This window comes from Kribbella ginsengisoli (genome assembly GCF_039537185.1).
Taxonomy (GTDB): Bacteria; Actinomycetota; Actinomycetes; order Propionibacteriales; family Kribbellaceae; genus Kribbella; species Kribbella koreensis.
Window position 1 is genome coordinate 243,244 of sequence record NZ_BAABAA010000013.1, and the last position, 26,817, is coordinate 270,060.

Genomic DNA, 26,817 nt, shown 5'->3' on the forward strand with positions numbered 1-26,817 from the left:
GCGCAGCACAGGCTGAGAGCGCGGCGCAGGCGAAGGGCATAGGCGAGGCGCCACCGCCAGGCGATCCCCGAGGTGGCGCCTAGCGCCACGAGGTTGGGGATGTGAGCGGTGGGTGGGTTAGCGGAGGCGGTGGGTGGCGCCGGGGGTGTGGGTGGGGAGGGATTTGCGGGGGCCGTAGCGGGGGTGGTGATGGCCGGCCAGGCTCAGGAGGGCTTGGACTCGGTAGCGGTGGCCTCGGTAGGGCTCGATTAGTTCAGCGCAGGCTTCGTCATCCAGCTCCTCGCCGGTCAGGGCGTAGGAGACGTCTCGGGAGACGTGGTAGTCGGCGAAGGAGAAGGCGTCGGCATCTCCGTGGGCGCGTTGGCGGACCTCGGCGGCCGTCCAGACACCGACGCCGGGCAATGAGCGCAGGCGGCGCTCGATCTCGGCGCCGTCGGTCAGCTCCAGCGTCCGCTCCAGCGCGGCCGCTCGTGTCGCCGCGGTGATCACCACCCGCGACCGGCGGCCCTCGACGCCGGCGCGCAGCCACTGCCAGGACGGGATCATCCGCCACTCCTCGGGCGACGGCGGCACCATCATCTTCCGCCCGTCCGGCGACCCCGGCCCGGGCGCGGGCTCCCCGTACTCCCGCAGCAACATCCGCCACCCGGCGAATGCCTCCTTGCCAGTCACCACCTGCTCGATCCCAGCCGCCGCCATCGCCTCGAACACAGCCCGAGTCCGCGGCACCCGGAAGTCCGCAAACCGCCGAGCCGCATCCACCAGCGCCGGATGCTCCGCCAACGGCTCGAACCCTTCCCAGCTATCGGCCTCCCCCAACAGCTCCGGCACCCCATCCAACGCCCACGCGGCCCCCGGCCCCCACGCCTCAGCCTCGACCTCTCCCACCCCGGAGTACGGCGTAAGCCTGATCAACACCGCGCCCTCCGGCGTCCGGGTGGCCCGCCAAACAGTCCGCCGCCCCGCCTCGAACACATAAGCAGGATCCCCCGGCCCCTTCCGCAACCCCCCAATCACCACATGCGGATCCACCACCCGCCCAGCCCGCCACCGCCGCACCACCGAAGTCACGCCCCCAGTGTTGCCCACCCCACCGACAGCTAGTGCGCAATACCAGCTATCAGCCGCTCCCGCATCCACGGATACGGATCGACCACCGGTCTCCGACTGGCGAGCGCGTCCTGCCGTACTACGGCGAGCAGCTCCCCCATCACGTAATGCCTGCCCTTGGTCTCGCCGACTGGCTGCAGCAGCCCCAACTCGGTCAGCCTGGTCAGATCCCGGGTCGCCGTCCGTTGCTCGATCCCGGCCCGGCGGACGTACGTCGACCGGCGGATGCGGAACCCCAGGCTTGCGTCGAACAGCTCGTCCGCCACGCGTTCAGGCAGTTTGAACTGCTCGGCCAGTTCGTCGAAGGCCCGCCAGAGCTCACCGGCCTCGTGATTCCGCCGGGCGACCGTCTGCGCCTGAATGTGGTGAGCGCGCAGATTGAACTTGACCCACAAGGCCGCAGACCGTTCCGGATGCCAACCACCGTCGCCGGTGAGACCGAGCACCCGGTAGTAGTCCTCGGTGTTGCTGCCCAACCACTCCTCGATACTCGAGAAGGCGGGCTCACCGATACCGCACTGCGACAGGACCAACGTCTGCAGCGCCCTCGCCATCCTGCCGTTCCCGTCGCGGAACGGGTGGATCATGACCAGGTTCAGATGAGCCATCGCCGCCCTGACCAGAGTGTCGGTGTCGCCGTCGGCTGTCAGCTCGTTCATCAACTCCGCAACGAGCGCAGGCACCTCTTCTGCCGCAGGCCCTTCGTAAACGTTCTCTCCGGTCTTCTCGTCGTGGACGTAGATCACGCCCTGCCGATAGCTGCCCGGACTCTTGGACAGATCGTGGCTCAGCATCATGAAGTGCATCGCCCGGACGGCGGCCGCGTCCAGCCGGAAGTCGCCGTCGCCTGCCATCGCCAGCACATACCCCAGCGCCTGCCGATACCCCCGGATCTCGGCGAACGTCTGCTCGTCGGCGCTCAGAGCCTCCTCATCATCGAGCGCGGCCGCAGCATCATCAATCCGCACCTCGTACCCCTCGATGCTGTTCGACCCCTGAATCGCCCGCGCCAGCATGCTCCGCCGAAGCCCGCCGGCCCAGCGACGCGGCACCCGCATCACGTCGGCGAGGTCGGAGCGGAACGCATGGATCTCCCCGAGGACCTGCTGGTCCTCGGAGTCCGGATCCGGAGTGCTGTAGATCGTCATCCCTGTCCTAATGTCTCAATTCTTAGGACAACCCTATCACCCCGATGTCCTAAGAATTGAGACATTAGGACATCGGGCATGGAGGCAGTTGATACTGAATCTGGAGGTGAGGGCGATGACCAGGTGGCAGGTGCTGAAGCTGGTGTGGAACACGGTCAATTTGTCGACGGTCGCGGGGGTGGTCGTCGGGCTGATCGGGCGGGCGAGGTTCAGTCGGGGGCCTCGGGGGTTGTTCTATGCGACTGGGTACAAGCTGAAGTTTCCGGTGGCCGGTGCGTTCACGATCGGGAACATGATTCTGACCAAGCATGATCGGGCGTACTTCGAGGCGCGGCCGGTTCTGGTCAGGCATGAGGAGCGGCATTCGTGGCAGTACTTCTGCCTCTTCGGCCTGCCGATGTTGCCGTTGTACGTGCTGGGGGTCGTCTGGTCGTTCCTGCGGACCGGGTGTCCGGCGTCGCGTAATCCGTTCGAACGGCTGGCCAGTCTCAAGGACGGCAACTACGACGAGAAGCCGGTCAGACCACTCGGCCAGATCCTGAGCCAGACCTTCCGGCGGAGCTGATCCGGCGCGGAGGTAACGGATCGTAGATCAATGTGGGCCGATCAGGGGCCGAACATAGACGCACCGTGACATCGAGGGCCAGTGTTCGCGTCAGGTTCGACGCAACACATCCGCCCGAGGGGGGCACATGTCACAGCAGGTACCGCAGCAGCCGCATGTCCAGTATCAGCCGCAGATGCAGCCGCCGAAGAAGAAGCACACCGCCCGGAACGTCTTCATCGTCATCGGGGTTCTCTTCCTGCTGGGCGTCGGCGGCTGTTTCGCCATCGTCGGCTCGGTCGGCAACAGCGTGTCCAAGAGCATCGACGAGGACGCCTCGAAGAACGCACCACGGCCGGTGACCGTCGGTACGGCGTTCACGCTGGGCAAGCACGAGACGCTGGCCGGCTGGACGGTCAAGAACGAGAGCGGGATGTTCACGGTGACCGGCAAGGTCAAGAACACCAGCAAGGCGACCTCGTCCGCGTTCCTTCATCTGAAGTTCCTCACCGCGACCGGTGAGGTGCTCGGCAACGTCGGCTGCAACTCGGCGGATCTGGAGCCGGGGCAGACCCAGGTGCTGAACTGCATCCCGGACGGCAAGTTCGGCAAGTACACGAAGATCACCGCCGAGGCGACGTTCTAGCTGACGGACAAGGCAGGAGGGCCCGTCACCCGGGCCTTCTTGCCGGTCAGCGAGTGGCGATCGCGTCCGATAGAGCGGTGAGGACGGTGACTACGCCGGAGGGGTCGTCCACGACGATGTCGGCGGCGTCGGTGAGGGCGGTGGCGCCGGAGGAGCGGGTGGCTACCAGTACGCAGTGGAGGCCGTCGCTGCGGAGGGTGTTGAGGGCTTCGAAGGCTGCTAGGTCGCCTAGGTCGTCGCCGGCGTAGAGGACCGAGCGGGCGTTGGTGGAGTCGATCAGGCGGCGCAGGGCCACGCCCTTGTCGATGCCGGGCGGCCGGAGCTCTAGTACCAGGTTGCCTGGCTCCAGGCGGAGGTCTACCGACTCGGCCAGGTCGGTCAGGGGCTGGCGTAGGACTTCCAGGGCGGGCAACGGGTCCGCTAGCCGGCGGGTGTGGACTGCTAGTGAGCTGCCCTTGTCTTCCACGAAGGCATCCGGGTAGCCGACGCTGGCCAAGAGCGCAGGGAGCTTCTCCCGCGCTATCTCGACACCAGGTGGCACCGGGTCGCTGGTGACGGCACCAGTGGACGCCTCCCACCGCTCAAGCCCGTAGTGGCCCAGTACTACGAGACGCCCCAACCCCGGATGCCCAGTAACCCCAGACAGCTCCGTAGCCACCAACGCCGGCCGCCCAGTCACGATGGCCACCTGCCCCACCGACCGAGCCAGCCGGGCCAGCGCGTCGAGTGCCCCATCGGCTGCCCGCGACATCGACGGGTCCTCCACCAACGGCGACAGAGTGCCGTCGAAGTCCGAGGCGATGACCGCCCCGGCCGGATCCGCGACGATCGCTTCCCAGCCCTCCCGCCCGGCTGCAGTCGCCAGTACGGGAGTACTCATCCTGCGTAGTCCGAGGTGAGGATGACCGTGAGTCGATCCTTCTTCATGTTGTCGAGGGCGTCCTTGGTCCGGCTGATGCCGAGGTCGCGGGCGAGCTGGCTCGCCTCGGCCTGCATACCGGCCGGGAAGTAGACCGTGCTGGCGACGATCTTGCCGTGCCAGTTGTCCTTGCCGGTGACGATCCAGCCGGTCTGCCGGGCCCGGACCGAGACGTCTTCGGCCAGCCCCTTGCGCGGGGTGTTGTTGTAGATCTCGACGGCCGGCCGCTCGGTCACTGGGATCGATGCCGGAGCGCTCGGCGGTACCGAGGCCGGCTGCGAAACCGGAGCCGACGTAGGCGCCGAGGACGGCGGTACCGACGGCGGCTCGGAGGAGACCGGCGCGGACGGCGGCACGGTCGGCTTCGACAAAGGCGCCGACGGCGCCGACGGCCTGGGGGTGGTCTTCGGGGAGGTCTTGTCCGCGGCCGGCTTCCCGGAGTCGGCGACGGAGTCGTTGCCCCGGGTGCCGAACAGCACCAGCAACCCACCGACGATCGCGACGACGGCGAGCACGGCGACCAGAGACGAGAGGACCTGGCCCTTGTCGTCGCGCTGACGGCGGTTCAAACTCAGACCTCGATACCCAGACGCCGGGCTGATCGGGCCCGTTGGCGAGCGGCCCGCAGCCGGCGCAGCCGCTTGACCAGCAGCGGGTCGTGCGCGAGGGCCTCGGGCCGGTCGATCAGGGCGTTCAGCACCTGGTAGTACCGGGTCGCCGACATCTGGAACTGGTCCCGGATCGCCTGCTCCTTGGCACCGGCGTACTTCCACCAGTGCCGCTCGAAGCCGAGGATGGCACCGTCCCGGTCGGACAACCCAGCGACGGCCGGCTGGCCCGCCTCGGCGGGGCCGGAGGTGCTGGCGTTGGCGCTGTCCATCTGCTGGTGACTCCCGTGCGGTCGGTGATCGTCCGTCCGCGCTCCACCCTACGCGGAGAACGACAGGCATGTCATTCACCGCGTCAACTACAGAGTGTGTGTCGCGGCAGCTTGTCGGGTATGTCGCGGCAGGTTGTCCAAGGCGCACCCAAGCGGACGGCCGGGCGGGGTCAACTCTGGCAGGATCGACGGTGTGAGCTCAACTCGACAGGGCCCCGGCGACGTGTCGCCCGGTCCGCGAACCGCCGTCGCGACGGTCGAGGAGCTGCAGTTGCGGTACTCCGAGCTGAACCCGCTCGTGAACGCCGTCTGCACCCCCAACCCAGCCGCCCTGACCGAAGCCGTCCGACTGGACACGGAGCGTGACGACGGCCGAGCCCGTGGCCCTCTCCACGGCCTGCCCGTCCTGGTCAAGGACAACATCGACACCGCCGACCTCCCCACCACGGCGGGCTCACTGGCGCTGGCCGACCAGCCACCTCCCCCGTACGACGCCCCGCTGGTCCGCCGCCTGCGCGAGGCCGGCTGCATCATCCTCGGCAAGACCAACCTGAGCGAGTGGGCCAACTTCCGCGGCGCCGCCTCCTCATCCGGCTGGAGCGCGTACGGCGGCCTGACCCGCAACCCATATGCCCTGAACCGCTCGGCGGGCGGCTCCTCCAGCGGCTCCGGCGCAGCAGTCGCCGCCGGACTGGCCGACCTCGCGATCGGTACCGAGACCAACGGCTCGATCGTCTGCCCGGCAGCCCTGAACGGCATCGTCGGCCTCAAACCGACCGTCGGGCTGATCCCGCAGCAGGGCATCGTCCCGCTCAGCCACTCGCAGGACACGGCCGGCCCGATGACCAGGACAGTCCGCCAGGCGGCCGCGCTGCTGACCGTGATGAGCGGCGGCGGCATCGACTTCGAGGCCAGCTGCCAAGGCGACGATCTCACCGGCGTTCGCATCGGAGTACCGCGCGGGCCTTTGTGGGGGTACTCGAACAGCCTCGACCAGATCACCGAGCAGGCGCTGACACTGTTGTCAGCGGCCGGTGCCACGATCATCGACCGGCTGTCGCTGCCGTCGCCGGGCAGTGAGGAGGACCAGCTCGCGATCCTCTCGTACGAGATGAAGGTCGACCTCGCCGCTTATCTCGCCACTCGTCACCCGGGCGGCCCGCGCACCCTCGCCGACATCATCGCCTTCAACAAGGCGAACGCGGACACGGAGCTGCGGTACTTCGGCCAGGAACTCTTCGAGCGTTCCGAACAGACCGACGGCCTCGACTCCGCCATCTACGTCGCAGCCCGGTTGTCCGGCCTCCGAGCCGGGCGTGACGGGATCGACAACCTGCTGCGCGACAACCAGCTCGACGCGATGGTCACCCCGTCGTACTCACCGGCCTGGGCGATCGACCTGATCAACGGCGACCACGTGCTCGGCAGCTCGTCCTCACATGCGGCCCTGGCGGGCTACCCGCTGCTGGCGGTGCCCTCCGGCCTGGTCGAAGGCCTGCCGGTCGGGATCACCTTCCACGGCACCGGCCGCAGTGACGCCACCCTCATTCGCTTGGCGCACGCGTTCGAAACCGCGAGAATCAAGGCTCACGGCCCGTTCCCGACCCCGGAGTTCAAACCATGGGTGTAGATCGTGTCCGCTGGGGAATCGTTGCTACTGGCAACATCTCCACCTCGTTCACCGAAGACCTCGCCGTTCTCGGCGACGAGGCGGTGGCGACGGCCGTCAGCTCCCGATCTTTGGAGAGCGCGAACAAGTTCGCCGACGAGTTCGGCATCGAGCACCGCTACGACGACTGGCGCCGGCTGATCGACGACGGCCACGTGGACGTGCTCTACATCGGTACTCCGCACCCGCAGCACTACGCGATCGCCCGGGCCGCCCTGCAGGCAGAGATCGCCGTACTGTGCGAGAAGCCGGTCACCCTGACCGCGAAGCAGGCCCGCGATCTCGTTTCCGTCGCCCACGAGAACAACACCCTTTTCGCCGAAGCGATGTGGATGCGCACCAACCCCGTCATCCAGGCGTTCTTCACCGACCTCGCCAAGGGCACCATCGGAGAGCCGACGGACGCGCTGGCCGACTTCGGTTTCCACAAGCCGCAACTGCCCGCCCGGCTGCTCGATCCCGCGCTCGGCGGCGGCTCGCTGATGGACGGCGGCATCTACCCGATGACCTTCGTCCACATGGCACTCGGCAACCCCGACGAGCTGAAGGCCGTCGGCTCGCTCAACGACGACGGCATCGACCTCAATGTGGCGATGTCGTGGCGCTACGACTCCGGCGCCGTCGCCGCGATCACCTGCGGGCTCCGGTCGCAGCACCCCTTCACCGCCTCGGTCAGCGGTCCCGAGGGCAGCTTGCTGCTCCCCAGCCGCTTCCACAATCCCCCGTACTACATCCGCAGTACAGCGGCCGGACAAGAGCGCGTCGACGTACCGGCGCATGGGCTTGGGTACCACTATGAAGCAGCCGAAGTGATGCGTGCGCTGCGCGCCGGGCAGATCGAGTGCCCGGCCCTTCCGCATGCCGCGACGATCGAGATCCTCGAGCTGCTGGACCAGACACGGAGACAGATCGGGGTCAGCTACCCCGGCGACGACGAATACCTGGGTGGATAACAACTGATGCCGAGCGGACGCAGTTCCTTCGTAGTGGTGGCCAACCGGCTCCCAGTCGACCGGATCGAGATGCCCGACGGTACGACGGCCTGGCGGCGCAGTCCCGGTGGACTGGTGACTGCCCTGGCCCCGGTGATGCAGCGCCACCACGGCGCCTGGATCGGCTGGACCGGGGGCGCGGACGAGAAGCTGGACCCGTTCGACGAGGGCGGCATGCACCTCGTCCCGGTGACCCTGTCGGCCGAGGACATCCAGCTGTACTACGAAGGCTTCTCCAACGCGACGCTCTGGCCGCTCTACCACGACGTGATCGTGCCGCCCGAGTTCCACCGGGAGTGGTGGGAGTCGTACGTCGCGGTCAACCGCCGGTTCGCCGAGGCGGCCGCGGAGGCAGCCGACGACAACGCGGTGGTCTGGGTGCACGACTACCAACTGCAGTTGGTACCGGCGATGCTGCGCCGGTTGCGTCCCGACGTACGGATCGGCTTCTTCCTGCACATCCCGTTCCCGCCGACCGAGTTGTTCGCGCAGATGCCGTGGCGGCGGCAGATCCTCGACGGGCTGATGGGCGCGGACCTGGTCGGCTTCCAGCGGCCGGGGGCGGCGTCGAACTTCGCCCGGCTGGCCCGCAACCGGATGGGGCTGCGCACGCGCGGCGACCGGATTCACCTGCCGGACGATCGCGTCGTCCGGGCGAAGGCGTTCCCGATCTCGATCGACGTCGGCGAGCTGGAGCAGCTGGCGCGGCAGCCGGAGACCGAGGCGCGGGCCGCGGAGATGCGCAAGGAGGTCGGCAACCCGGCGCACATCCTGCTCGGCGTCGACCGGCTCGACTACACGAAGGGCATCCGGCAGCGGCTGCGTGCCTTCGGTGAGCTGCTCGACGAGGGCCGGGTGTCGGTCGACGACGCGGTCTTCATCCAGGTGGCGACGCCGTCACGCGAGCGCGTCGAGCAGTACCGGGTACTACGCGACGAGATCGAACTGCTCGTCGGCCGGATCAACGGCGAGCACGGCCGGATCGGGACGCCGGCCATCAACTACCTGCACACGTCGTACTCGCGCACCGAGATGGCAGCCCTCTTCCGCGCCGCCGACGTCGCCGTCGTCACGCCGCTGCGCGACGGGATGAACCTGGTGGCCAAGGAGTACGTCGCCTGCCGCTACGACGACACGGGATCGCTCGTGCTGAGCGAATTCGCGGGTGCTGCCGACGAGTTCCGCCAGGCGTTCCTGGTGAACCCGCACGACATCAACGGCATGAAGGACACCATCGTCGACGCCATGAACACCGACGACCGCCAGCTGGGCCGCCGGATGAAGGCGATGCGCAAACACCTGGCCGCCCACGACGTCAACGTCTGGGCCGCGTCGTTCCTCAAGGCCCTACATGCAGAGGACTGACGCCGACGCGGGTGGGAGTGGCGGCGGCCGGATTCTCGCCCTGGACCTCGGCACCTCGTCCACCCGCGCTCTGGTGTTGTCGGCTGATGCTTCACCTGTGCCGGGAGCCCTTGCCCGGCACAAGATCGGCGCGCTCTACGGCGCCGCGGGCGAGGCAACGCTTGACCTGCACGACTACATCGAGGGGCTGCTCGGCTGTCTCGACGAGTTGCAGCAGAACGGGCATCTGGCCGACATCACCGCGATCGTGCTGTCCTCGCAGTGGCACTCGATCGTTGCCCTGGACAACAACGGCGCGGCGCTCACCCCGGTGATCCCCTGGGTCGACACACGGACCGTCGGCCTGGACCTGGGCAGCTCCTTCGACGAGCGTGCCTTCCATGCCCGCACCGGCGCGTGGCTGCACCGGCTCTACTGGACCCGCCGCATCCCGTGGCTCCGCTCGATCACCTCGCCGGCCGGCTTCGCCGGTCTCCCCGACCTCGTCCTGGAGCGCCTCACCGGCGAGCGCGTCACCTCGGTCTCGGTCGCCTCGGGCACCGGGACGCTCAACCTCGCCGACGGCGGGTACGACGACGAGGCGCTGGCCGTCGCGGGCGTGAAGGCCGAGCAGCTTCCGCCGATCGTCCCGACCGGGTGGACCGGGGCGCTTTCCAGTGTGTACGCGAGACGGTGGCCGGGGCTGGTCGGCGTACCGATTCACCCGCCGACCGGCGATGGCGCCGCCTCCAACGTCGGCAGCGGCGGCTACGACGCGTCCACAGCAGCAGTGACAGTCGGTACTTCGGCCGCGGTGCGGGTCGTGCACCCGATCGAGGACGCACCCGAGTTGCCGTGGGGACTGTGGCGATACCGCGTCGACGATCAGCGTGCGGTGACCGGGATGGCCTTCTCCGCCGCGGGAAACCTGCATGCCTGGCTCACCGGCGTACTGAACCTCGAATCCCCCGAACCCACCGGCGTGGAGATCGGCTCGTCGAACGTGATCGCGATCCCGTTCCACGCCGGCACCCGGCCGCCGGACACCGTCCCGGGCGGTTCCGGCGTGTACTTCGGATTGTCGTTCGACGACTCCGCCGCCGATCTGCTCGCCGCCTCCCTGCAGGGCGCCTCGCTGGAGATCGACCGTGGCCTGCGGATGCTCGATGACCTCTTCGGCCGCCCGCTCGAGGTCGTCCTGGGCGGTGGTGGCATCGACGCATCGGCATGGTGGCGGCGCTGCCTGACCGCGACCTTCGACCGTCCCACCGACGTCTGCGCCGAACCCGAGGTCGGCGCCCGCGGCGCGGCCGCGGTCGCCCTCGGCCTGACGCCCTCACCCGGTGGTGAACACCTGGAGCCGGTCGCCGCCGAGGTCGAGCGAGTCAGGGCCTTACGCCCCCGCTACGAGACTCTCCGCGCCCTTGCAGTCCAAGCCTCCACAGAGACGAGCAACTGGTGAGCCCCGACGGGAACGCCGAGTACTTCGCCACCCTCCAGGCCGAGATCGCCAAGATGCTCTCGACCGACGCCGTCGAACTCGCCGCGCGCAGCTTCGTGGTGATCTTCGCCGGTGCCCATCTCGGCCGGGAGATCGCCTCCGGCAAGATCACCAAGTGGCTCAAGCAGGAGTTCGGCAAACCGCGCTGGACCGAGGCCAACACCCACGCCTACGACGCGGTCTCGATCGAGCTCGAACTGATCTACGAGCGCACCCGCGTCGCAGCCCGTCGCCACAGCGGCCCCCTGATCCTGCTACCCCGCGGCATCCAGCTACTAGCCGCCCCCGACCCGATCACTGCCCTGCGCGAGTACCTCTGACCATTGCAGCTTCCTGCAATCGAACGACCACCCAGGGCGACCTCCTCGCGCGGTACGTTGCGAAACGCACCCCGTCCACTCCTCCTGGAGGTAGTTCGCCGATGCGTCTCCGCGTGGCCCTGGTCGCCACCGCCACCCTGGCCCTCGTCGCTCCCGCCGTGCCCTCCGTCGCCGCCGCCCCGGCAGTTGCCGAGGGCAAGCACCCGCAGGCCCTGGTCTTCGGCGCCTGCCCGGCCGAGATCTCGACGCGGTACCCGGCCCTCACCTGTGCCACCCTCCCGGTCCCCCTGGACTACACCCGTCCGCACGGCGCCACCCTTTCGGTGCTGGTCACCAGGCACGCGGCCGGCAACCCGGCGAAGCGGATCGGCTCCCTGGTCGTGAACCCGGGCGGCCCGGGCGGCAGCGGCGCGGCCCTCGCCGGGTCGCTGTCCAAACCGGACGCCACCGGCTTCACCCGGCTCGACGCCGCGGTCCTGGACAGCTACGACATCATCGGGTTCGATCCGCGCGGAGTCTGGCAGAGCTCGCCCGTCAGCTGCGCCGCTCCCGATCACTTCGGCGCACCCCAGCCGGACCCGGACGCCAAGGCGAGCCGGACCGAGTTGTGGAGGCTGTGGAGCAGCTATGCGAAGCAGTGCTACGCCAAGAACAAGACGGTCCTCCCGCACCTCGGCACGGTCGACGTCGCCCGGGACATGGACATGATCCGCGCGGCGCTCGGCGAGCAGAAGCTCAACTATCTCGGCTATTCGTACGGCACCTACCTCGGCGCCGTCTACGGGCAACTGTTCCCGCAGCGGGTCGGCCGGATGATCCTCGACGGCAACATCGACCCTGCCCCCAAGGACATGTGGTACCAGGCCGGGCTGACCCAGTCCGCGGCGCTGCAGAAGCGGTTCGACGAGAGCTACCTGCCCTGGGTGGCCAAGTACGACGACGTCTTCCATCTCGGCAAGGACGTCGCGACCGTCCGGGCCGCCTGGACCAAGACCCTCACCGACTTCCGCACCACCCCCCGCGGCTCCGTGGGCGGCAGCGAGCTGATCGGCACCGCGTACGGCGTCATGTTCTCCGAGTCGGGCTGGATCCCGTTCACCCAGGCGATCAGCGCATACGCCGTCGGCGGTGACGACAGCATGCTGGCCGACTTCGCCGCGCCCGACCTGAGCGCCGACAGCGAGCAGGCCAACGCGATCTTCAACTCGGTCATCTGCGTCGACTCCGAGTGGTCGCGGCGCCGATCGACGTACGAGCACGACGCCGCCAAGCTCGCCCGGACCAGCCAGTTCGCCTGGTACAACATCTGGACCAGCGGCAGCGCCTGCCAGAGCTGGGGCGTCGCCGGCCCCGGCCGGGTCAAGCTCACCGGCAAGCACCTGCCGGGCATCCTGCTCTTCAACACCATCGGCGATCCGGCGACGCCGTACGCGGGTGCGCTCAAGATGCACAAGGCCCTGCCGAGCTCCGTCCTGGTCACCGAGCAGGATTCCGGCAAGCACTGCGTCTTCAGCAACCCCCGCGCCGCGGTCAACCCGGCTGTGAACGCGATCGGCACGAAGTACCTGCTCACCGGTGAGCTGCCGAGCACGGACATCTCGGTCGCCGGGCACCCGCTGCCGGTGCCGACCCCGGCCGCCGTGGCAGCAGGTGTCGACGCCAGGCCGGACCTCCGCAGCGCGATTCAGTAGCTTTCCCGTACTGCGTACGCAGTACAGCGTGGATACGGCCGGTGGACGACGCGTCCGCCGGCCGTGCGCACGTAGAGTGAGGGAATGGCAGCAAGTCCGTGGCAGACCCGGTTCAAGGGTCATCCGATGGCGTACGACCACGCCATCGTGCTGTTCCTGATCGCCATCAACCTGCTGCAACCGGGCACCCGCCACGAGGGCACCCAGATCCCCCTGACCGTCACCGGCACGATCCTGATCCTGATCGCCTGCCTGCCGCTGGCCTTCCGCCGGCGGTTTCCGCTGGTCGCGCTGACGATCAGCACGCTGGCGACGATCGGCTACGCGGCCTACGCCGAGGTGAAGAGCCCGATCGGTCTCGCGCTGGCCTGCGCGATCTACACCGTGGTGATCCAGAAGAGCCGGCGGACCCGGTCGATCGCGTGCATCACGGTCGTCGTGGTGATGGTCGCCACGGCCGGGCTGTTCACCGACGGCGACCTGCTGGCGAACCTCTCGGTCGCGATCTTCGTCCTGTTCGCCGCCGCGATCGGTGAGGCGGTGCGCTACCGCCGCGCCTATCTGGACGAGCTGGAAGACAGAGTCTTGCGGGCCGAACAGTCCCGCGAGGAGGAGGCCGAGCGCCGGGTGATCGAGGAGCGGTTGCGGATCGCGCACGAGTTGCACGACGTGATCGCCCACCACATCGCCTTGATGAACGTGCAGGCCGGCGTCGCCTCCCACCTGCTCCGCGAGCAACCGGAGGAGGCCGAGAAGGCCCTCGCTCTGGTCCGCGACGGGGGCCGGACGGTGCTGCAGGAGCTGACCGTGCTGCTCGGCGTACTGCGCCGCTCCGGCCTCGACTCGTTGCCGACCGCTCCCACCCCCTCCCTGCAGGAGCTGAGTGCGCTGATCGAGTCGTCCACCGCGGCCGGAATCACCATCGACTGGCAGCCGCCCGTGCCCGAATCGCTCCCGGATGTCCTCGAGCTGACCACCTATCGCATCCTGCAGGAGTCCCTCACCAACGTGGTCAAACATGCCCCTGGCGCCGTCGTCCGGGTCCGGTTCGAGCAACGGCGCGGCTCGCTGACGATCGAGGTCACCGACGACGGCGGCCGCCCCGGTACGCCGTACCAGGACGCCGGTGGCGCTGCCGGTCCGCCCGCATCCGGGCACGGCCTGCTGGGCATGCGAGAGCGCGTCACGGCCGTCGGCGGCCAGCTGACCGCCGGTCCGCAACCGCACGGCGGCTTCCGCGTTCGTGCCGTCCTTCCTCTGGAAACTGGAGCAACTGGTGACGATCCGGGTACTGCTGGCCGACGATCAGAAGCTGATCCGGAGCGGGTTCCGGGTGCTGGTGAACTCAGCGCCGGACTTAGAGGTCGTTGCTGAGGCCGAGAACGGCCGGCAGGCGCTCGAACTGGCCCGCAGCGAGCGGGCGGACGTGATCCTGATGGACATCCGGATGCCCGAGCTCGACGGTCTGGCCGCGACCCGGCAGCTCACCGCCGACGAGTCGCTGGCCGGGGTGAAGGTGCTGATCCTGACCACCTTCGAGGTCGACGAGTACGTCTTCGAGGCGATCCGGGCCGGCGCGAGCGGGTTCCTCGGCAAGGGCGCCGAGCCGGAGGAGCTGATCGCCGCGATCCACACGATCGCCCGCGGTGACGCGTTGCTGTCGCCGAAAGCCCTGCGTGGGTTGATGAATCGCTTCCTGGCCCAGCCGGAGCTGTCCTCAGGCGCGGACTCGACCGAGCTGGACGTGCTCACCGATCGGGAGCGCGAGGTGGTCGGGCTGGTGGCGCTCGGGCTGTCCAACGAGGAGATCGCCGATCAGCTGGTGCTCTCACCGCTGACCGCCAAGACGCACGTGAACCGCGCGATGATGAAGCTCGACGCGCGCGACCGGGCCCAGCTCGTGGTGATCGCGTACCGGTCCGGGTTGGTCCGGTCCGGAGCAGTCGAGCAACCCGGCGTACAGCCGCTGCAGTAGGGAGTACGGCGGGCGCAGTACGGCAGAGAGCCCGCAGCCATCGGACGCGGACTACACGGTCCGGACGGAACGATCGTCAGCATGGCTACCTACCTCTATCGCCTCGGCCGGTTCGCGTTCCGGCGCCGCCGACTCGTCGTGTTCATCTGGCTGGGGCTGCTCGCCGCCGGCATCACCGGCGCGGCCACACTGTCCGGTCCGACCGCCAACGGATTCTCCATCCCCGGCACCGAGTCGCAGCGGGCGATCGATCTGCTCGACGAACGGTTCCCGCAGGCGGGCGCGGACGGAGGTACGGCGCGAATCGTCTTCCAGGCGCCGCCGGGCGGGAAGCTCGCCGATCCGGCCAATGCCGCGCTGGTGAAGGAGACCCTCGCCGAGATCGGCACTGGTTCGCAGGTGGCCGGGGTGGTGGATCCCTTCGCCGCCAAGGCGATCTCGCCCGACGGGCGGATCGGCTACGCCTCTGTCGCCTACAAGGTGCCCTCCCAGGAGGTGACTCCGGAGGCCCAGGAAGCGGTGGCCGACGCCGTGGGCCCGGCCAGAGCGGGCGGCCTCACCGTTGAGTACGGCGGTGACGCGATGCAGGTCCAGCAGGCGCAGAGCGCGACCGAGGTGATCGGCATCGGGGTGGCCGCGGTGGTCCTGCTGATCACCTTCGGCTCACTGGTGGCCGCCGGACTTCCGTTGCTTTCGGCAATCATCGGGGTCGGGATCGGCGCCACCGCGATCACCGCGGCGACCGGTTTCATCGACATCGGCTCCGGCACCCCGATCCTCGCCGTGATGATCGGGCTGGCCGTCTCGATCGACTACGCGTTGTTCATCATGTCGCGCTACCGGCACGAGCTCGGCGCGGGTCTGGAACCAGAGGAAGCGGTCGGCCGGGCAGTCGGCACCGCGGGCTCGGCCGTCGTCTTCGCCGGCCTGACGGTCGTGATCGCGCTGGGCGGCCTGTTCGTGGTGGACATCCCGTTCCTGACCCAGATGGGCCTCGCGGCCGCCTTCACGGTCGTCATCGCCGTAGCCATCGCCCTCACCCTGCTTCCCGCCGTCCTCGGCATGGCCGGCCGCCGAGTCCTCGGCGGCAAGATCCCCGGCCTCCGCGGCGGCGATCCGGAGAGTGCCAGCGGCGACTCGGTGGGCGCGACCCGCAAGCCTTCGGCCGGTCGGCGGTGGGTCGGGTTCGTCACTCGCCGACCGGTGGCTGTTCTGTTGGTGACGGTGATCGGGCTCGGCGCGCTGGCGATTCCGGCGACCCAACTCGAGCTCGGTCTACCCGATGACAGCACCGCCGCGCCTGCCTCCACGCAGCGCAAGGCTTATGAGCTTCTCTCGGAAGGCTTCGGCCCGGGATTCAACGGGCCGCTGATGATCGTGGTCGACGCGGCCGGCTCCGCCGACCCGAAGGCCGCGGCGGCAGGTACCGCGGACGCAGTACGCAAGCTTCCGGACGTCGCCGTGGTGACACCACCGAGCTTCAACCCGCAGGGCGACACCGCGTTGATGACGGTGATCCCGGCCAGCGGCCCGGCCACCCCTGAGACCAAAGCGCTGGTCCAGGCGATCAGGGACCTCCCGTCGGTCGGCGGCTCCCAGGCGTCGGTGACCGGCGCGACCGCCTTCAACATCGACATCTCCGCCAAGCTGAGCGGCGCGCTGCTGCCCTATCTGTCGTTGATCGTCGGGCTGGCGTTCATCCTGCTGATGCTGGTGTTCCGTTCGGTGCTCGTGCCGTTGAAGGCGACGCTCGGCTTCCTGCTCACGGTCGCGGCGACCTTCGGCGCCGTGGTCGCGGTCTTCCAGTGGGGCTGGTTCGCCGGCGTACTCGGGATCGAAGGCCAGACCGGCCCGATCATCAGCATGCTGCCCGTCTTCCTGGTCGGCATCGTGTTCGGCCTCGCGATGGACTACCAGGTCTTCCTGGTCACCCGGATGCGCGAGGAACACGTCCGCGGAGCAACTCCGAGGACCTCGGTCGTCGACGGCTTCAGCCACAGTGCCCGCGTCGTCACGGCCGCCGCGATCATCATGATCGCCGTCTTCTCCGGCTTCATCCTCTCCAGCGAGACCTTGGTCCGGGAGATCGGCTTCGGCCTGGCCGTAGCGGTAGCCATCGACGCCTTCATCGTCCGAATGACCATCGTCCCCGCCGTCATGGCCCTGCTCGGCCGCTCAGCCTGGTACCTCCCCCGCTGGCTCGACCGCCTACTGCCGGACGTAGACGTCGAGGGCGAGAAACTCCGTCACACCCTCGAGCCCGAGGTACCGGCCCGGGAGCCAGAACTGGCATCCCACTAGGCGTAGGTGACGGTGGCCACTGACAGTGATGGGGTGGGCCTGGATGATGAGCGGCATGTTGCGCTCGATGATGAAGTCCAAGGTCCACCGGGCCACCGTCACCCAGGCCGACCTCGACTATGTCGGGTCGTGCACGCTGGACGCGACGCTGATGGAAGCGGCGGATCTGCTGCCCGGTGAGCAGGTCGACATCGTCGACATCACCAACGGCAACCGGCTGACCACGTACCTGATCGAAGGCCCCCGCGACACCGGCATCGTCGGCATCAACGGGGCCGCCGCGCACCTCATCCACCCCGGCGATCTGGTCATCCTGATCGCCTACGGGATGGTCGACACCGCGGAGGCGAAGACCCTCCGGCCGAGCGTAGTCTTCGTGGACGAGCACAATGCGATCACCCGCATCGGCTCGGACCCCGCCGAGGTGCTGCCGGACAGCAGCACGCTCCGCGGCGACCAACTGCACACCGCGCGCTGAGATGAGGATGGCTCGACGATGAGCGAGAGCACGGACAAGACCCCCAAGACCGCCAGCCACGACACCCCGTCCGGCGAGAAGCTGCGCGAGTTCATGAACTCGGGCTGGGGCTCGATCGAGCGTGACGACGTCACTCTCAGCGACGTCGGCACCTGGGCGGCGAAGCGCCGCGACGCCCTGTCGCAGGCGTTCCCCGGTGAGCGGCTGGTGATCCCGGCCGGCACCTACAAGGTCCGCTCCAACGACACCGACTACGCATTCCGCCCGCACACCGACTACGTCTGGCTGGTCGGCGACCAGACCTCGGACGCCGTCCTGGTGCTGGAGCCCAACGGAACCAGCGGCCACGACTCGGTGCTGTACTTCCGGCCCCGCGCGGACCGCAGCGAGGGCGAGGAGTTCTGGCGCGACCGGATGTACGGCGAGCTGTGGGCCGGCCGGCGCCCGTCGCTGACCGAGACGTCGAAGGAGTTCGGGATCGAGACCCGGCACGTCGACGCGCTCGCCGACGTCCTGAAGAGCGATGTCCCGACCCGCGTCCGGCGCGGCGAGGAGAGCTCGATCAGCTCACTGCTCAGCGGCGCGAAGACGGACGAGGACCGCGACGGCGAGCTCGCCAACGTGTTGTCCGAGCTGCGGCTGGTCAAGGACGCGTTCGAGATCGAGCAGCTGCGCGAGGCGTGCGCGATCACCCACCGCGGCTTCTCCGACGTGCTGGCCGACATGGCGTCGGTCCGCAAGTACGGCGAGCGCTGGATCGAGGGCACCTTCTGGCGCCGGGCCCGCGCGGAGGGCAACGACGTCGGCTACACCTCGATCGCGGCCGCCGGACCGCACGCGACCACGCTGCACTGGATCGAGAACGACGGCCCGGTCACCGACGGCACGCTGATGCTGCTCGACATGGGCGTTGAGAACCGCAACCTCTACACCGCGGACATCACCCGCACGCTGCCGGTCAACGGCGAGTTCACCCCACGCCAGCGCGAGCTCTACCAGCTGGTCCTGGACTCGCAGAACGCCGGCATCGCGGCGCTCAAGCCCGGTGTGCCGTTCCGCTCCGGCCACAACGCCGCGATGGAGGTCATCGTGCGCGGGCTGGAGGCGATGGAGCTGCTGCCGGTCAGCGCCGACGAGGCCCTCGACCCGAGCAGCGGCATCTACCAGCGCTACACCTTGCACGGAGTCAGCCACATGCTCGGCATCGACGTGCACGACTGCGCCGCCGCCCGCAACGAGAAGTACAACAAGGGCAACGTCGAAGCCGGCTACGTCCTCACGGTCGAACCAGGCCTCTACTTCCAAGCCGAAGACCTGACGGTCCCCGAAGACCTCCGAGGCATCGGCATCCGGATCGAAGACGACATCCTCATCACCGCCAACGGCACCGAAAACCTCTCCGACGCCATGCCCCGCGAGATCGACGCCATCCAGGCCTGGATGGCCGGCTGACCAGCAACCCGGCACCCCGCCAGGAAGCAGCGACCTCGGACACGAAGTCGCGACCTTGAACACCAAGCGGCGACCTTGAACAAGAAATAACGTGTTCAAGGTCGGACGCGGTCCTCGGGGGACAGCCACATGCCGTCGGACGGCTTGATGGCGAAGGCTTCGTGGAAGGCGTCGATGTTGCGGACGACCGCGTTGCAGCGGAACTCCGGCGGGGAGTGCGGGTCGATCGCCAGGCGGCGGATGGCCTCCGCCTCACGCGCCTTGCTGGACCAGCCAAGCGCCCAGGCGAGGAAGAAGCGTTGCGAGCCGGTGAGGCCGTCGATCGGAGCAGGCTCCTCGCCACCACCCAGCGACAGCGTGTACGCGACGTAGGCGATCGACAGGCCGCCCAGGTCGCCGATGTTCTCACCCAGGGTGAGCTCGCCGTTGACCTTGTGGCCGGGCGCGTCCGTCGGCTCGAGCGCGTTGTACTGCGCGACCAGCTTCGCCGTGCGCTGCTCGAAGGCGGCCCGGTCGGCGTCGGTCCACCAGTCGACCAGGTTGCCGGCGCCGTCGTACTTCGAGCCCTGGTCGTCGAAGCCGTGACCGATCTCGTGCCCGATCACCGCGCCGATCGAGCCGTAGTTCACCGCGTCGTCGGCGTCGATGTCGAAGAACGGCGGGTGCAGGATCGCGGCCGGGAAGACGATCTCGTTCATCCGCGGGTTGTAGTACGCGTTCACCGTCTGCGGCGTCATCAGCCACTCGGTCCGGTCGATCGGCTGGCCGAGCTTGGCCAGGTCCCTTGCGGTCTCCACCGCGACCGAGCGGCGGACGTTGCCGACCAGGTCGTCGGCCTTGATCTCCAGGCCGCTGTAGTCCTTCCACTTGTCCGGGTAGCCGATCTTCGGCGTGAAGGACCCCAGCTTGTCCAGCGCCCGCTGCCGCGTCTCGGGGCTCATCCAGTCGAGCGCCTCGATCCGCTGCCGGTAGGCCTCGACCAGGTGACCGACCAGCTCGACCATCCGCGCCTTCGCGGCCGGCGGGAAATGCTCGGCGACATACAGCTGGCCGACGGCCTCACCCAGTGCGGAGTCGACCACGCCCAGTCCGCGCTTCCACCGCTCGCGCAGCTCCGGCGCACCGGTCAGCGTCTTGCCATAGAACTCGAAGTTCTCGTCCACGAAGGCCTTGCTCAGCAGCGGCGCAGCCGCGTGCACGATGCGCCAGCTCAGCCACTCCTTCCACTGCTCGAGGTCGATCTCCTGCAGTGCCGCGGCGGCGGCCGTCAGATAGTCCGGCTGGCGTACAACCAGCTGCGCGAACGCCGACTCGGGCACACCGGCGTTGGACAGCCAGCCCGCCCAGTCGAACCCAGGGGTGAGCTCCTCGAGCCCGGCCCGGTCGACCTTGTTGTACGTCGCGGTGACGTCGCGGTTGCGCACGTTGTCCCAGTGCCCAGCGGCCAGCCGGGTCTCGAGCGCCATGATCCGCTCAGCTGCCCCCGCGGGATCGGGCAGTCCGGCCAGCTCCAGCATCCGGCCGAGGTGTGCGACGTACGCCGTCCTGATGTCGGCGAAGTTGTCCTCGCGGTAGTACGACTCGTCCGGCAGGCTGATGCCGCCCTGGCTGGTGTAGATGATGTACTCGTCGGACTTCTTCGCGTTGATGTCCGCGCCGTAGTAGAAGACACCAGGCACGCCCTGCAGCTCGAGCTTGCCGAGCGCGGCGACCAGGCCGTCGACGTCCTTGACCGAGGCCACCAGGTCGAGCTGGTCGGCGATCGGCTCGGCGCCGAGCCGCTCGATCGTCTCGGTGTCCATGAAGCTGTTGAACAGGTCGCCGATCTTGCGCGCCTCACTGCCGGCCGGTTGCGCCGCGGCCGCGGTCTTCTCGACGATCGCCCGGACGTCCCGCTCGGCGTCGTCCAGCAGCGCGTGGAAAGCGCCGTAGATCGCCTTGTCCGCGGGGATCTCGGTGCGGTCCAGCCATGGTCCGTTCGCATACCGGTACAGGTCGTCCTGCGGCCGGACCGTCGTGGACAGATCCGAGCTGTCGATCCCTGCTGTCATTCTTGCCCCGCTCCTTCGCTGCCGGCTCCGGCCTGAGCCACTCACAGTGACATTACCTGTTGGCCCGCAAGCGCTGGGAAAGTTATCAACAGCCTTGAACTGTTCAGCGCCGCCGCCCGTGTCCCTAGTGTTGAAGGAACGGTCTATCGACCAGGAGGACACTCCGCCATGTCACGTCCCCACCCCAGACACCTCGGCCGCGCGCTCGCCACCACTGTCGGCCTCCCACTTCTGATCCTCGGCAGCCTCACCGCCTCCGCGGTCACCGGCACGCCCGCTGCCACCACGGCCGTCAAACAGCAGACCTCCAGCACCTTCCTGGACGACGGCCTCTGCGACCACATCCACTTCGGCGTCAACCCCGCCAACGCGGTGGCCGAGGCAGCCGCGTCGCGAGCCGCTGCCACCTACCCCAAGCGCATCGACCTGCCCGCCGGCTTCCAGCCCGAGGGCATCGCGATCGACCACACCGGTACCGCGTACTTCGGCTCGCGCCTCGACGGCGACATCTACGCCGCCGGCCTGCGTACCGGCGAGGGCACCGTGATCGTCCAGGGCCCGGGAACCCCCTCGCTGGGCATGAAGCTCGACCAGCGCGGCCGTCTCTTCGTGGCCGGCGGGACCGGTGGCAACGGCCGGGTGATCGACACCCAGTCCGGCACCGTGCTGGCCGGCTATGCCTTCACCACCTCAGCGAACACCTTCGTCAACGACGTCATCCTGGGCAAGGACGCCGCCTGGTTCACCGACTCGCGTCAGCAGGCCATCTACAAGGTCCCGCTCGGCCGCAACGGCAAGCTGCCCAGCCAGGCGGCCGTGCAGACGATCCCGCTCAGCGGCGACTACGTGCACGATCCGGTCAACCTCAACGCCAACGGCATCTCGCTCACGCCGGACGGGCGCAACCTGATCATCGTGCAGTCCGCGACCGGCTTCCTGTTCCGGGTGGACTCGCGCACCGGCGTCACCCGGCGTATCGACCTCGGCACCACGGTGCTGACGGCCGGCGACGGACTACTGCGGTCGAACCACACCCTGTACGTCGCACAGAACCGGCTCAACAAGATCGCGGTACTAGACCTCGACAGCTCCGGCAGCAAGGGCCGGCTGGTCAGGGAGATCACCAGCGCCGACTTCGACGTGCCGACCACGATGGCGTTCTACGGCTCGCGGATCTACCTGCCGAACGCCCGGTTCAGTACTCCGCCGACCCCCACAACGGAGTACTGGGCGACAGCCGTCCAGCGCTGATCAGGAGACGGTGCGGAGGTCGCCCCGGGCAGCAGCCTTGAGGCGGCTTCCGCACGACAGCCGGACGGAGTACGCGGCCGGGATCGAGAGCGGCTCGCCGGTCTGCGGATTGCGGCCGGTGCGGGGCGCGCGCATCACCCGCTCGATGCTCAGCAGGCCGGTCAGCGAGACCTTGTCCCCCTTGTGCACGGCCTCGGTGACGACGTCGCCCAGCGCGTCGAGCACCTTCTCGGCCTGGTTGCGCGGGATGCCCGCCTTCGTCGCCACGCCGGCGACCAGCTCGTTGCGGTTCACGGTTCTCCTCAGACTTGGTCGGTCCTGAAAACCTTAACCGAAATGAATGTCGTTAGCGAGAGTGATCTCAGATTCTGGGGAAATCCCGCGCAAACCAGGTCCTAGAGACCGTCGCGATCGTGCCAATCGGACTGCCAGCGGGCGTCGATGGGAGCGTCCGCCAGTTGGTAGCGGATGTCGGTCGAGAGCCGCATCGTCGACGACACGTTGTCCAGCGCGGCGTGGACCGTGTGGGCCGTATGGATGACCACATCGCCGGCCTCGTAGTCGGCGACCAGCCAGCGAGAGTCGTACGACTCGGCTAGGCCAGGCAGGTCGGCAGTGATCGATGCCGCGGGCCGCTTGAGCGTTCCGGCCGCCTCCTCCCGTAGTACCCGGTGGTGGCTGCCCTCCAGGTAGGTGAGACCGCCCAGAGAGACAGGGCAGTCGCCTAGCGGGATCCATGCAGACAGCACCTGGTCAGTGCCCTCGCGGAGGTAGACGAGGTCGTAGTGCGCCTGCGTCGCCGTACCGATGCCCGCCTCGCCAGGTGCGATGTGCCGGATGATCTTGCGCCGGTGCAGGAACGTCTCCCCACCCAGGAACCACTCGTACCACCCCCGCAACGCCGGCTGCGCGCAGAAAGCCCCGTACGCCGCCCCCGGCACCACCTCGCTGAACAGCACCCGCCGAAGCTCACCCCGCTCCACCTCAGCCGGTACGCCGCGACTGTCAGCCACCCCCGTCGCCTCGAAGTAGTAGCGCCGGAAGTCCAGCACCGCAGCCGGATCGAGCAACCCACGCAGGAACAGATACCCATCCCGCGCCAGCCGCTTCCGCAACGCCTCCCGGTCTCCGCGCTCCCGCCGCGGCACCTCCGCCAGCACCCCAAGCCGCTCAGGCGGCAACACATACCCATTAGAAGTCAGCACCGCACCATTGCACCCGCGAGCGACCGCCCGCCGGAATGGACTGCAACGAGTACTTCTTGGACTCTTGTAGCCATGGACGATTGGTCGATCTACTTGACCCCAGGACAGACCGAGAGACAACTTGGACTCTTCTGTCTGGGCGTCGGCACCCAGCGCAACCCGCCGGGCCAACCTCCGGAGCGCGCCCTCGGCTGCCACGCCGCCGTCTTCCTCCACCAGGGCAGAGGCCACCTACTGCACGGCCCTGAACGCACACTCCACGCAGTAGAGGCCCCTGCGCTCCTCTGGCTCTTCCCCGGCGTACTGCACGGCTACCGCCCTGCCACCCAGTGGCGCCAGTCCTGGGTCCTCTTCAGCGGTACTGCGACCAACGCCCTCACCCACCTAGGTCACCTGACCCCAGACCGTCCCGTACGCCGGTACGCCGACCCCCGCCCGATACAACGATCCTTCGCCAAGCTGCTCCGAGTAGCCCAGACCAGCGAAGTACAAGCGACTGCAGCCCTCTACGACCTCATAGCAACCGCTGCCCAAGACGAACCAGGCAACGAGCTGGTGGCCCAACTCAGAGCCATCGCCTGCCGCCCACTGTCGATCCCGCAATACGCCGAAGCGCTAGGAGTGACCGTCGATGACCTGAGAGCCGCAACCCGGAGCGCGTCCGGTACTACGCCACAGGAGGTGATCTTGACCACCCGGATGAACCAGGCGAAGGCCCTGCTGGCCGAATCCGACCTCCCCGTCGCAGTGATCGCCCGTGAGGTCGGCTACGACGACCCCGCGTACTTCAGCCGGCTGTTCAGCGCCCGCGTCGGCCAAGCGCCGCGCACGTTCCGGCGGATTGGTTCGATCTCCTGCCCAAGATCATCCTTTTGATCGACGCTACGGCCCGGTCCGGTCTGAAAGTATTCGTCAAGACCGTTCTACCGGCTGACGCATGACAGCCCCGGATCCCGATAGCGTCGTGCCATGAGCCATTCCGAGTCCATCGACCCGCGCTATGTCAGCCGGCCGCCCGTGCGACCCAAGAAGCGGCGCAACTGGTTCGCCCGGATCATCGGACTGATCGTCCTGCTGTTCGTGCTGAGCCTGATCTGCATCCCGCTGCTCGCCTGGGGCAAGATCAACAAGGTCGATGTGATGCCGTCCGGTGAACGCCCGGCAGACACCTCCGGTACGACGTACCTGCTGGTCGGGTCGGACGGCCGCGAGGGATTGTCCCGGGCCGAGCGCGCCAAACTGCACACCGGCAACGCGGCCGGGCAGCGGACCGACTCGATCATGTTGCTGCACGTGCCGGAGTCCGGCCCGACCGCGCTGGTCAGCCTGCCGCGGGACAGCTACGTCCCGATCCCAGGCCACGGCAAGAACAAAATCAACGCCGCGTTCGCGTTCGGTGGCCCGAAGTTGCTGATCCAGACCGTCGAGGGTGTCACCGGCCTGCGCGTCGACCACTACGTCGAGATCGGTTTCGGCGGCTTCGCCTCGATCGTCGACGCGGTCGGCGGGATCAACATGTGCTTGCCCAAGGCAATCAAAGACGACAAGGCACACATCGACCTGCCGGCCGGCTGTCAGGACCTGAACGGCCCGAACGCGCTCGGCTACGTCCGGGCCCGGCACTTCGATCCGCTCGGCGACCTCGGCCGGGTCCAGCGGCAGCGCGAGATGATCGGCGCGATCGCCGGCAAGGCCGTCGGCCCGGGCACCTTCCTGAACCCGTTCCGCTTCTACAAGCTGAGCACCGCGGGCGCCGAGGCACTCACCATCGACAGCGACATGGGCCCGCTCACCCTGCTCAAGTTCGCCCGCGGGATGAAGGCGGTCTCGGCCGGCGGTAGCGGCGTCACCCTCACCGTGCCGGTCTCGGACACCAACCTCAGCACCCCGAACGGCTCGGCCGTGAAGTGGGACAACAAGAAGGCGACCGCCCTCTTCAACGCCCTGAAGGAAGACAAGACCACTGGTCTCAAGAGCACGTAGTGCTCACACTGGTCCACTTGGTGGTGAGCCTGGGCATGCTCGTGATCGTGCCGCTCGGGCTCAGCCTCGTGAAGATCGATGGCGGTACTACGGTCCGTCGCTGGTGGCCGGTCGCGGCCGTGCCTGGGGTCATCTCCCTCTGGCTCGGCCGCGGTCCGCTGTCCATCACCCTGGCGAGCATCTACCTGGTCGGCACGCTAGTGCTCGCCTTACTGGCTGCCAACGACCTAATCAGCCGGAAACGCCTGCGGGCCAGGGAGATCGCCCTCTACACCGCACTGGCGACACCGGCGATCGCTGCACTCGCACTGGTCGCCGAGCGCTCGTCGTACAAGTTGTTCGGCTTCAGTCTCACTGTGCTCTCGCTGACGGTCGCCCACTTCCACTTCGCCGGCTTTGCCGCGGCTCTGGTCGCCTGTCTGGTCGTGGAGTCGACTAGTGCGAAGACGGCGACGGCTGCGGCGATCAGTGTCCCGCTGGGTACCGGGATCGTGTTGCTGGGGTTCTTCCTTGGCGACCCGGTCGAGCTGGCCGGGGCTGTAGTACTGACCGCAGGGATGTGGCTGGTCGGGTGGACGATGTGGCGGAGGTCGCGGGCGGCGGAGCGTAGTACCAAGGTGCTGCTGATCCTGTCGGCTGGGACTCTGATGGTGACGATGCTGCTGGCGCTCAGCTGGGCACTGGGGCATGTGGTGGCGACGCCGTACCTGCCATTGCGCTGGATGGTTGCTACACATGGGGTGGCGAACGCGCTCGGCTTCGCCTTGTGCGGACTGCTGGCCTGGCGCCGGCTGAAGGAGTGGGATGAAGCTCGACGACCTGCGTGACAAGCGGTTCAGCTACGACGTGGTCGGGTCGACAGCGCAGCCCGAGACCCCACCCGGCTACCACCGGCTCGAGTACCGCCACCGCATCGGCACCGGCGACGAGGTGTTCCGCCGGGCAGGCGAGGCGGTGATGACCTGGAAGGCCCACGCCGCGGCCGGCATCCACGTCATCGCCACGGACACTCCCCTGGTGATCGGTACGAACTCACTCGGCCGGCTGGGAGTCGGCTCTGTCGGCCTGCCCGTCCCCTGCCGAGTGGTGTGGGTCGTAGACGAGCCCGACCGCACCGGCTTCGCCTACGGCACTCTGCAAGGGCACCCGCAAGCAGGCGAGGAGTCCCTGGTCGTCACCCGCGAACCAGACGGCATCTACTACACAATCCTCGCCTACAGCCGCCCCGCCACCTGGTACAGCCGCCTGGGCGGCCCCATCACCCGAGCCGCCCAACTCCAAGTAGCCAAGCAGTACGCCAAGGCCGTGGAGCGCCTCGCCAACAAGCACTGAGTGGACTGGTGGACCGGTGGCGGAT

General features: G+C 68.3%; 26 protein-coding genes. 18 read left to right on the plus strand and 8 right to left on the minus strand.

Annotation, left to right across the window (positions count from 1 at the left end; translation table 11 throughout):
* Window positions 1-117: 117 nt before the first annotated feature.
* Both ABD768_RS34300 and ABD768_RS34305 read right to left on the minus strand, forming a co-directional pair.
* Window positions 118-1,071 (minus strand): DNA-3-methyladenine glycosylase family protein, encoded by a 954-nt coding sequence (locus tag ABD768_RS34300; RefSeq protein ID WP_344847755.1) that lies wholly within the window; start codon window positions 1,069-1,071, stop codon window positions 118-120.
* A gap of 29 nt (window positions 1,072-1,100) precedes the next feature.
* Window positions 1,101-2,258 carry a Fic family protein gene (locus tag ABD768_RS34305; RefSeq protein WP_344847757.1) on the minus strand — a complete coding sequence of 386 codons (1,158 nt, stop codon included), beginning with the start codon at window positions 2,256-2,258 and terminating at the stop codon, window positions 1,101-1,103.
* Window positions 2,259-2,373: 115 nt separating this feature from the next.
* Between ABD768_RS34305 and ABD768_RS34310 the strand changes: the two genes are divergently transcribed.
* Both ABD768_RS34310 and ABD768_RS34315 read left to right on the plus strand, forming a co-directional pair.
* The gene (locus ABD768_RS34310) at window positions 2,374-2,823 is read left to right on the plus strand and encodes a hypothetical protein (RefSeq protein WP_344847759.1); all 450 of its coding nucleotides are present in this window, start codon (window positions 2,374-2,376) and stop codon (window positions 2,821-2,823) included.
* A 127-nt stretch (window positions 2,824-2,950) separates the two neighbouring features.
* Complete coding sequence (locus tag ABD768_RS34315) at window positions 2,951-3,448, plus strand: FxLYD domain-containing protein (RefSeq protein WP_343969237.1); 498 nt, start codon at window positions 2,951-2,953, stop codon at window positions 3,446-3,448.
* Between the two features lie 46 nt (window positions 3,449-3,494).
* Here the strand turns inward: ABD768_RS34315 and otsB are convergent, their stop codons facing one another.
* Genes otsB through ABD768_RS34330 form a run of 3 tightly spaced genes read right to left on the minus strand, consistent with a single transcriptional unit; the run spans window position 3,495 to window position 5,247 of the window.
* The gene (gene otsB / locus ABD768_RS34320) at window positions 3,495-4,328 is read right to left on the minus strand and encodes a trehalose-phosphatase (protein WP_344847762.1); all 834 of its coding nucleotides are present in this window, start codon (window positions 4,326-4,328) and stop codon (window positions 3,495-3,497) included.
* Entirely contained in the window at window positions 4,325-4,936 is a 612-nt protein-coding gene (locus tag ABD768_RS34325) for a LytR C-terminal domain-containing protein (protein ID WP_343969241.1), read from the minus strand. Before ABD768_RS34325 ends, otsB begins: the two co-directional genes overlap by 4 nt.
* Window positions 4,937-4,938: 2 nt before the next feature.
* The gene (locus ABD768_RS34330) at window positions 4,939-5,247 is read right to left on the minus strand and encodes a DUF3263 domain-containing protein (RefSeq protein ID WP_343969244.1); all 309 of its coding nucleotides are present in this window, start codon (window positions 5,245-5,247) and stop codon (window positions 4,939-4,941) included.
* Between the two features lie 193 nt (window positions 5,248-5,440).
* Between ABD768_RS34330 and ABD768_RS34335 the strand changes: the two genes are divergently transcribed.
* The 11 genes from ABD768_RS34335 to ABD768_RS34385 all read left to right on the plus strand — a co-directional run bounded on the left by ABD768_RS34335 (window position 5,441) and on the right by ABD768_RS34385 (window position 18,970).
* Window positions 5,441-6,877, plus strand: coding sequence for an amidase (locus ABD768_RS34335; protein ID WP_343969247.1), 1,437 nt, complete (start codon window positions 5,441-5,443; stop codon window positions 6,875-6,877).
* A complete protein-coding gene (locus ABD768_RS34340; protein ID WP_344847764.1) occupies window positions 6,868-7,869 on the plus strand; it encodes a Gfo/Idh/MocA family protein in 1,002 nt (333 codons plus the stop codon). The genes ABD768_RS34335 and ABD768_RS34340 overlap by 10 nt, the downstream gene beginning before the upstream one ends.
* Before the next feature lie 6 nt (window positions 7,870-7,875).
* On the plus strand, window positions 7,876-9,273 hold the full coding sequence (locus ABD768_RS34345; RefSeq protein ID WP_343969253.1) for an alpha,alpha-trehalose-phosphate synthase (UDP-forming): 1,398 nt from the start codon (window positions 7,876-7,878) through the stop codon (window positions 9,271-9,273).
* Entirely contained in the window at window positions 9,260-10,714 is a 1,455-nt protein-coding gene (locus ABD768_RS34350; RefSeq protein ID WP_344847766.1) for an FGGY family carbohydrate kinase, read from the plus strand. Before ABD768_RS34345 ends, ABD768_RS34350 begins: the two co-directional genes overlap by 14 nt.
* Window positions 10,711-11,073, plus strand: coding sequence for a hypothetical protein (locus ABD768_RS34355; RefSeq protein WP_344847768.1), 363 nt, complete (start codon window positions 10,711-10,713; stop codon window positions 11,071-11,073). Before ABD768_RS34350 ends, ABD768_RS34355 begins: the two co-directional genes overlap by 4 nt.
* Before the next feature lie 101 nt (window positions 11,074-11,174).
* Window positions 11,175-12,764 (plus strand): alpha/beta hydrolase, encoded by a 1,590-nt coding sequence (locus tag ABD768_RS34360; RefSeq protein WP_344847770.1) that lies wholly within the window; start codon window positions 11,175-11,177, stop codon window positions 12,762-12,764.
* Window positions 12,765-12,848: 84 nt separating this feature from the next.
* The gene (locus ABD768_RS34365) at window positions 12,849-14,138 is read left to right on the plus strand and encodes a sensor histidine kinase (protein WP_344847772.1); all 1,290 of its coding nucleotides are present in this window, start codon (window positions 12,849-12,851) and stop codon (window positions 14,136-14,138) included.
* Window positions 14,041-14,739: a response regulator transcription factor gene (locus tag ABD768_RS34370; RefSeq protein ID WP_343969266.1), complete on the plus strand. Its 699-nt coding sequence runs from the start codon at window positions 14,041-14,043 to the stop codon at window positions 14,737-14,739. The genes ABD768_RS34365 and ABD768_RS34370 overlap by 98 nt, the downstream gene beginning before the upstream one ends.
* Before the next feature lie 81 nt (window positions 14,740-14,820).
* A complete protein-coding gene (locus ABD768_RS34375) occupies window positions 14,821-17,040 on the plus strand; it encodes an MMPL family transporter (RefSeq protein ID WP_344847775.1) in 2,220 nt (739 codons plus the stop codon).
* Between the two features lie 55 nt (window positions 17,041-17,095).
* Window positions 17,096-17,518 (plus strand): aspartate 1-decarboxylase, encoded by a 423-nt coding sequence (panD, locus tag ABD768_RS34380; protein WP_344847777.1) that lies wholly within the window; start codon window positions 17,096-17,098, stop codon window positions 17,516-17,518.
* 18 nt (window positions 17,519-17,536) lie between these two features.
* Window positions 17,537-18,970 carry an aminopeptidase P family protein gene (locus tag ABD768_RS34385; RefSeq protein ID WP_344847779.1) on the plus strand — a complete coding sequence of 478 codons (1,434 nt, stop codon included), beginning with the start codon at window positions 17,537-17,539 and terminating at the stop codon, window positions 18,968-18,970.
* Between the two features lie 95 nt (window positions 18,971-19,065).
* Here ABD768_RS34385 and ABD768_RS34390 read toward each other — a convergent pair whose 3' ends face one another.
* Window positions 19,066-21,021 carry a M13 family metallopeptidase gene (locus ABD768_RS34390; protein WP_344847781.1) on the minus strand — a complete coding sequence of 652 codons (1,956 nt, stop codon included), beginning with the start codon at window positions 21,019-21,021 and terminating at the stop codon, window positions 19,066-19,068.
* 168 nt (window positions 21,022-21,189) lie between these two features.
* Between ABD768_RS34390 and ABD768_RS34395 the strand changes: the two genes are divergently transcribed.
* The gene (locus tag ABD768_RS34395; protein ID WP_344847783.1) at window positions 21,190-22,272 is read left to right on the plus strand and encodes an SMP-30/gluconolactonase/LRE family protein; all 1,083 of its coding nucleotides are present in this window, start codon (window positions 21,190-21,192) and stop codon (window positions 22,270-22,272) included.
* Here the strand turns inward: ABD768_RS34395 and ABD768_RS34400 are convergent, their stop codons facing one another.
* On the minus strand, window positions 22,273-22,566 hold the full coding sequence (locus tag ABD768_RS34400) for an HU family DNA-binding protein (RefSeq protein ID WP_343969282.1): 294 nt from the start codon (window positions 22,564-22,566) through the stop codon (window positions 22,273-22,275). It abuts the gene before it with no gap.
* Between the two features lie 101 nt (window positions 22,567-22,667).
* Window positions 22,668-23,477, minus strand: a complete 810-nt coding sequence (locus ABD768_RS34405; protein ID WP_344847785.1) for a phytanoyl-CoA dioxygenase family protein — start codon at window positions 23,475-23,477, stop codon at window positions 22,668-22,670.
* A gap of 72 nt (window positions 23,478-23,549) precedes the next feature.
* On the opposite strand from ABD768_RS34405, the gene ABD768_RS34410 reads away from it, so the two are divergent.
* From ABD768_RS34410 to ABD768_RS34425, 4 genes are all read left to right on the plus strand, one after another.
* Window positions 23,550-24,353 (plus strand): helix-turn-helix transcriptional regulator, encoded by an 804-nt coding sequence (locus ABD768_RS34410; RefSeq protein ID WP_344847787.1) that lies wholly within the window; start codon window positions 23,550-23,552, stop codon window positions 24,351-24,353.
* A 93-nt stretch (window positions 24,354-24,446) separates the two neighbouring features.
* Window positions 24,447-25,460 carry an LCP family protein gene (locus tag ABD768_RS34415; RefSeq protein WP_343969291.1) on the plus strand — a complete coding sequence of 338 codons (1,014 nt, stop codon included), beginning with the start codon at window positions 24,447-24,449 and terminating at the stop codon, window positions 25,458-25,460.
* A complete protein-coding gene (locus ABD768_RS34420) occupies window positions 25,460-26,287 on the plus strand; it encodes a YndJ family protein (protein ID WP_344847790.1) in 828 nt (275 codons plus the stop codon). The genes ABD768_RS34415 and ABD768_RS34420 overlap by 1 nt, the downstream gene beginning before the upstream one ends.
* Entirely contained in the window at window positions 26,265-26,792 is a 528-nt protein-coding gene (locus tag ABD768_RS34425) for a DUF1990 domain-containing protein (RefSeq protein WP_343969296.1), read from the plus strand. Before ABD768_RS34420 ends, ABD768_RS34425 begins: the two co-directional genes overlap by 23 nt.
* Window positions 26,793-26,817 lie beyond the last annotated feature (25 nt).

Coding starts and splice junctions, on each gene's coding strand:
- ABD768_RS34315 (WP_343969237.1), top strand. CDS start 2,951: ATGTCACAGCAGGTACCGCAGCAGCCGCATGTCCAGTATCAGCCGCAG.
- ABD768_RS34330 (WP_343969244.1), bottom strand. CDS start 5,247: ATGGACAGCGCCAACGCCAGCACCTCCGGCCCCGCCGAGGCGGGCCAG.
- panD (WP_344847777.1), top strand. CDS start 17,096: ATGTTGCGCTCGATGATGAAGTCCAAGGTCCACCGGGCCACCGTCACC.
- ABD768_RS34425 (WP_343969296.1), top strand. CDS start 26,265: ATGAAGCTCGACGACCTGCGTGACAAGCGGTTCAGCTACGACGTGGTC.
- ABD768_RS34345 (WP_343969253.1), top strand. CDS start 7,876: ATGCCGAGCGGACGCAGTTCCTTCGTAGTGGTGGCCAACCGGCTCCCA.
- ABD768_RS34350 (WP_344847766.1), top strand. CDS start 9,260: ATGCAGAGGACTGACGCCGACGCGGGTGGGAGTGGCGGCGGCCGGATT.
- ABD768_RS34410 (WP_344847787.1), top strand. CDS start 23,550: ATGGACGATTGGTCGATCTACTTGACCCCAGGACAGACCGAGAGACAA.
- ABD768_RS34375 (WP_344847775.1), top strand. CDS start 14,821: ATGGCTACCTACCTCTATCGCCTCGGCCGGTTCGCGTTCCGGCGCCGC.
- ABD768_RS34395 (WP_344847783.1), top strand. CDS start 21,190: ATGTCACGTCCCCACCCCAGACACCTCGGCCGCGCGCTCGCCACCACT.
- ABD768_RS34385 (WP_344847779.1), top strand. CDS start 17,537: ATGAGCGAGAGCACGGACAAGACCCCCAAGACCGCCAGCCACGACACC.
- ABD768_RS34340 (WP_344847764.1), top strand. CDS start 6,868: ATGGGTGTAGATCGTGTCCGCTGGGGAATCGTTGCTACTGGCAACATC.
- ABD768_RS34310 (WP_344847759.1), top strand. CDS start 2,374: ATGACCAGGTGGCAGGTGCTGAAGCTGGTGTGGAACACGGTCAATTTG.
- ABD768_RS34390 (WP_344847781.1), bottom strand. CDS start 21,021: ATGACAGCAGGGATCGACAGCTCGGATCTGTCCACGACGGTCCGGCCG.
- ABD768_RS34305 (WP_344847757.1), bottom strand. CDS start 2,258: ATGACGATCTACAGCACTCCGGATCCGGACTCCGAGGACCAGCAGGTC.
- ABD768_RS34415 (WP_343969291.1), top strand. CDS start 24,447: ATGAGCCATTCCGAGTCCATCGACCCGCGCTATGTCAGCCGGCCGCCC.
- ABD768_RS34360 (WP_344847770.1), top strand. CDS start 11,175: ATGCGTCTCCGCGTGGCCCTGGTCGCCACCGCCACCCTGGCCCTCGTC.
- ABD768_RS34365 (WP_344847772.1), top strand. CDS start 12,849: ATGGCAGCAAGTCCGTGGCAGACCCGGTTCAAGGGTCATCCGATGGCG.
- otsB (WP_344847762.1), bottom strand. CDS start 4,328: ATGAGTACTCCCGTACTGGCGACTGCAGCCGGGCGGGAGGGCTGGGAA.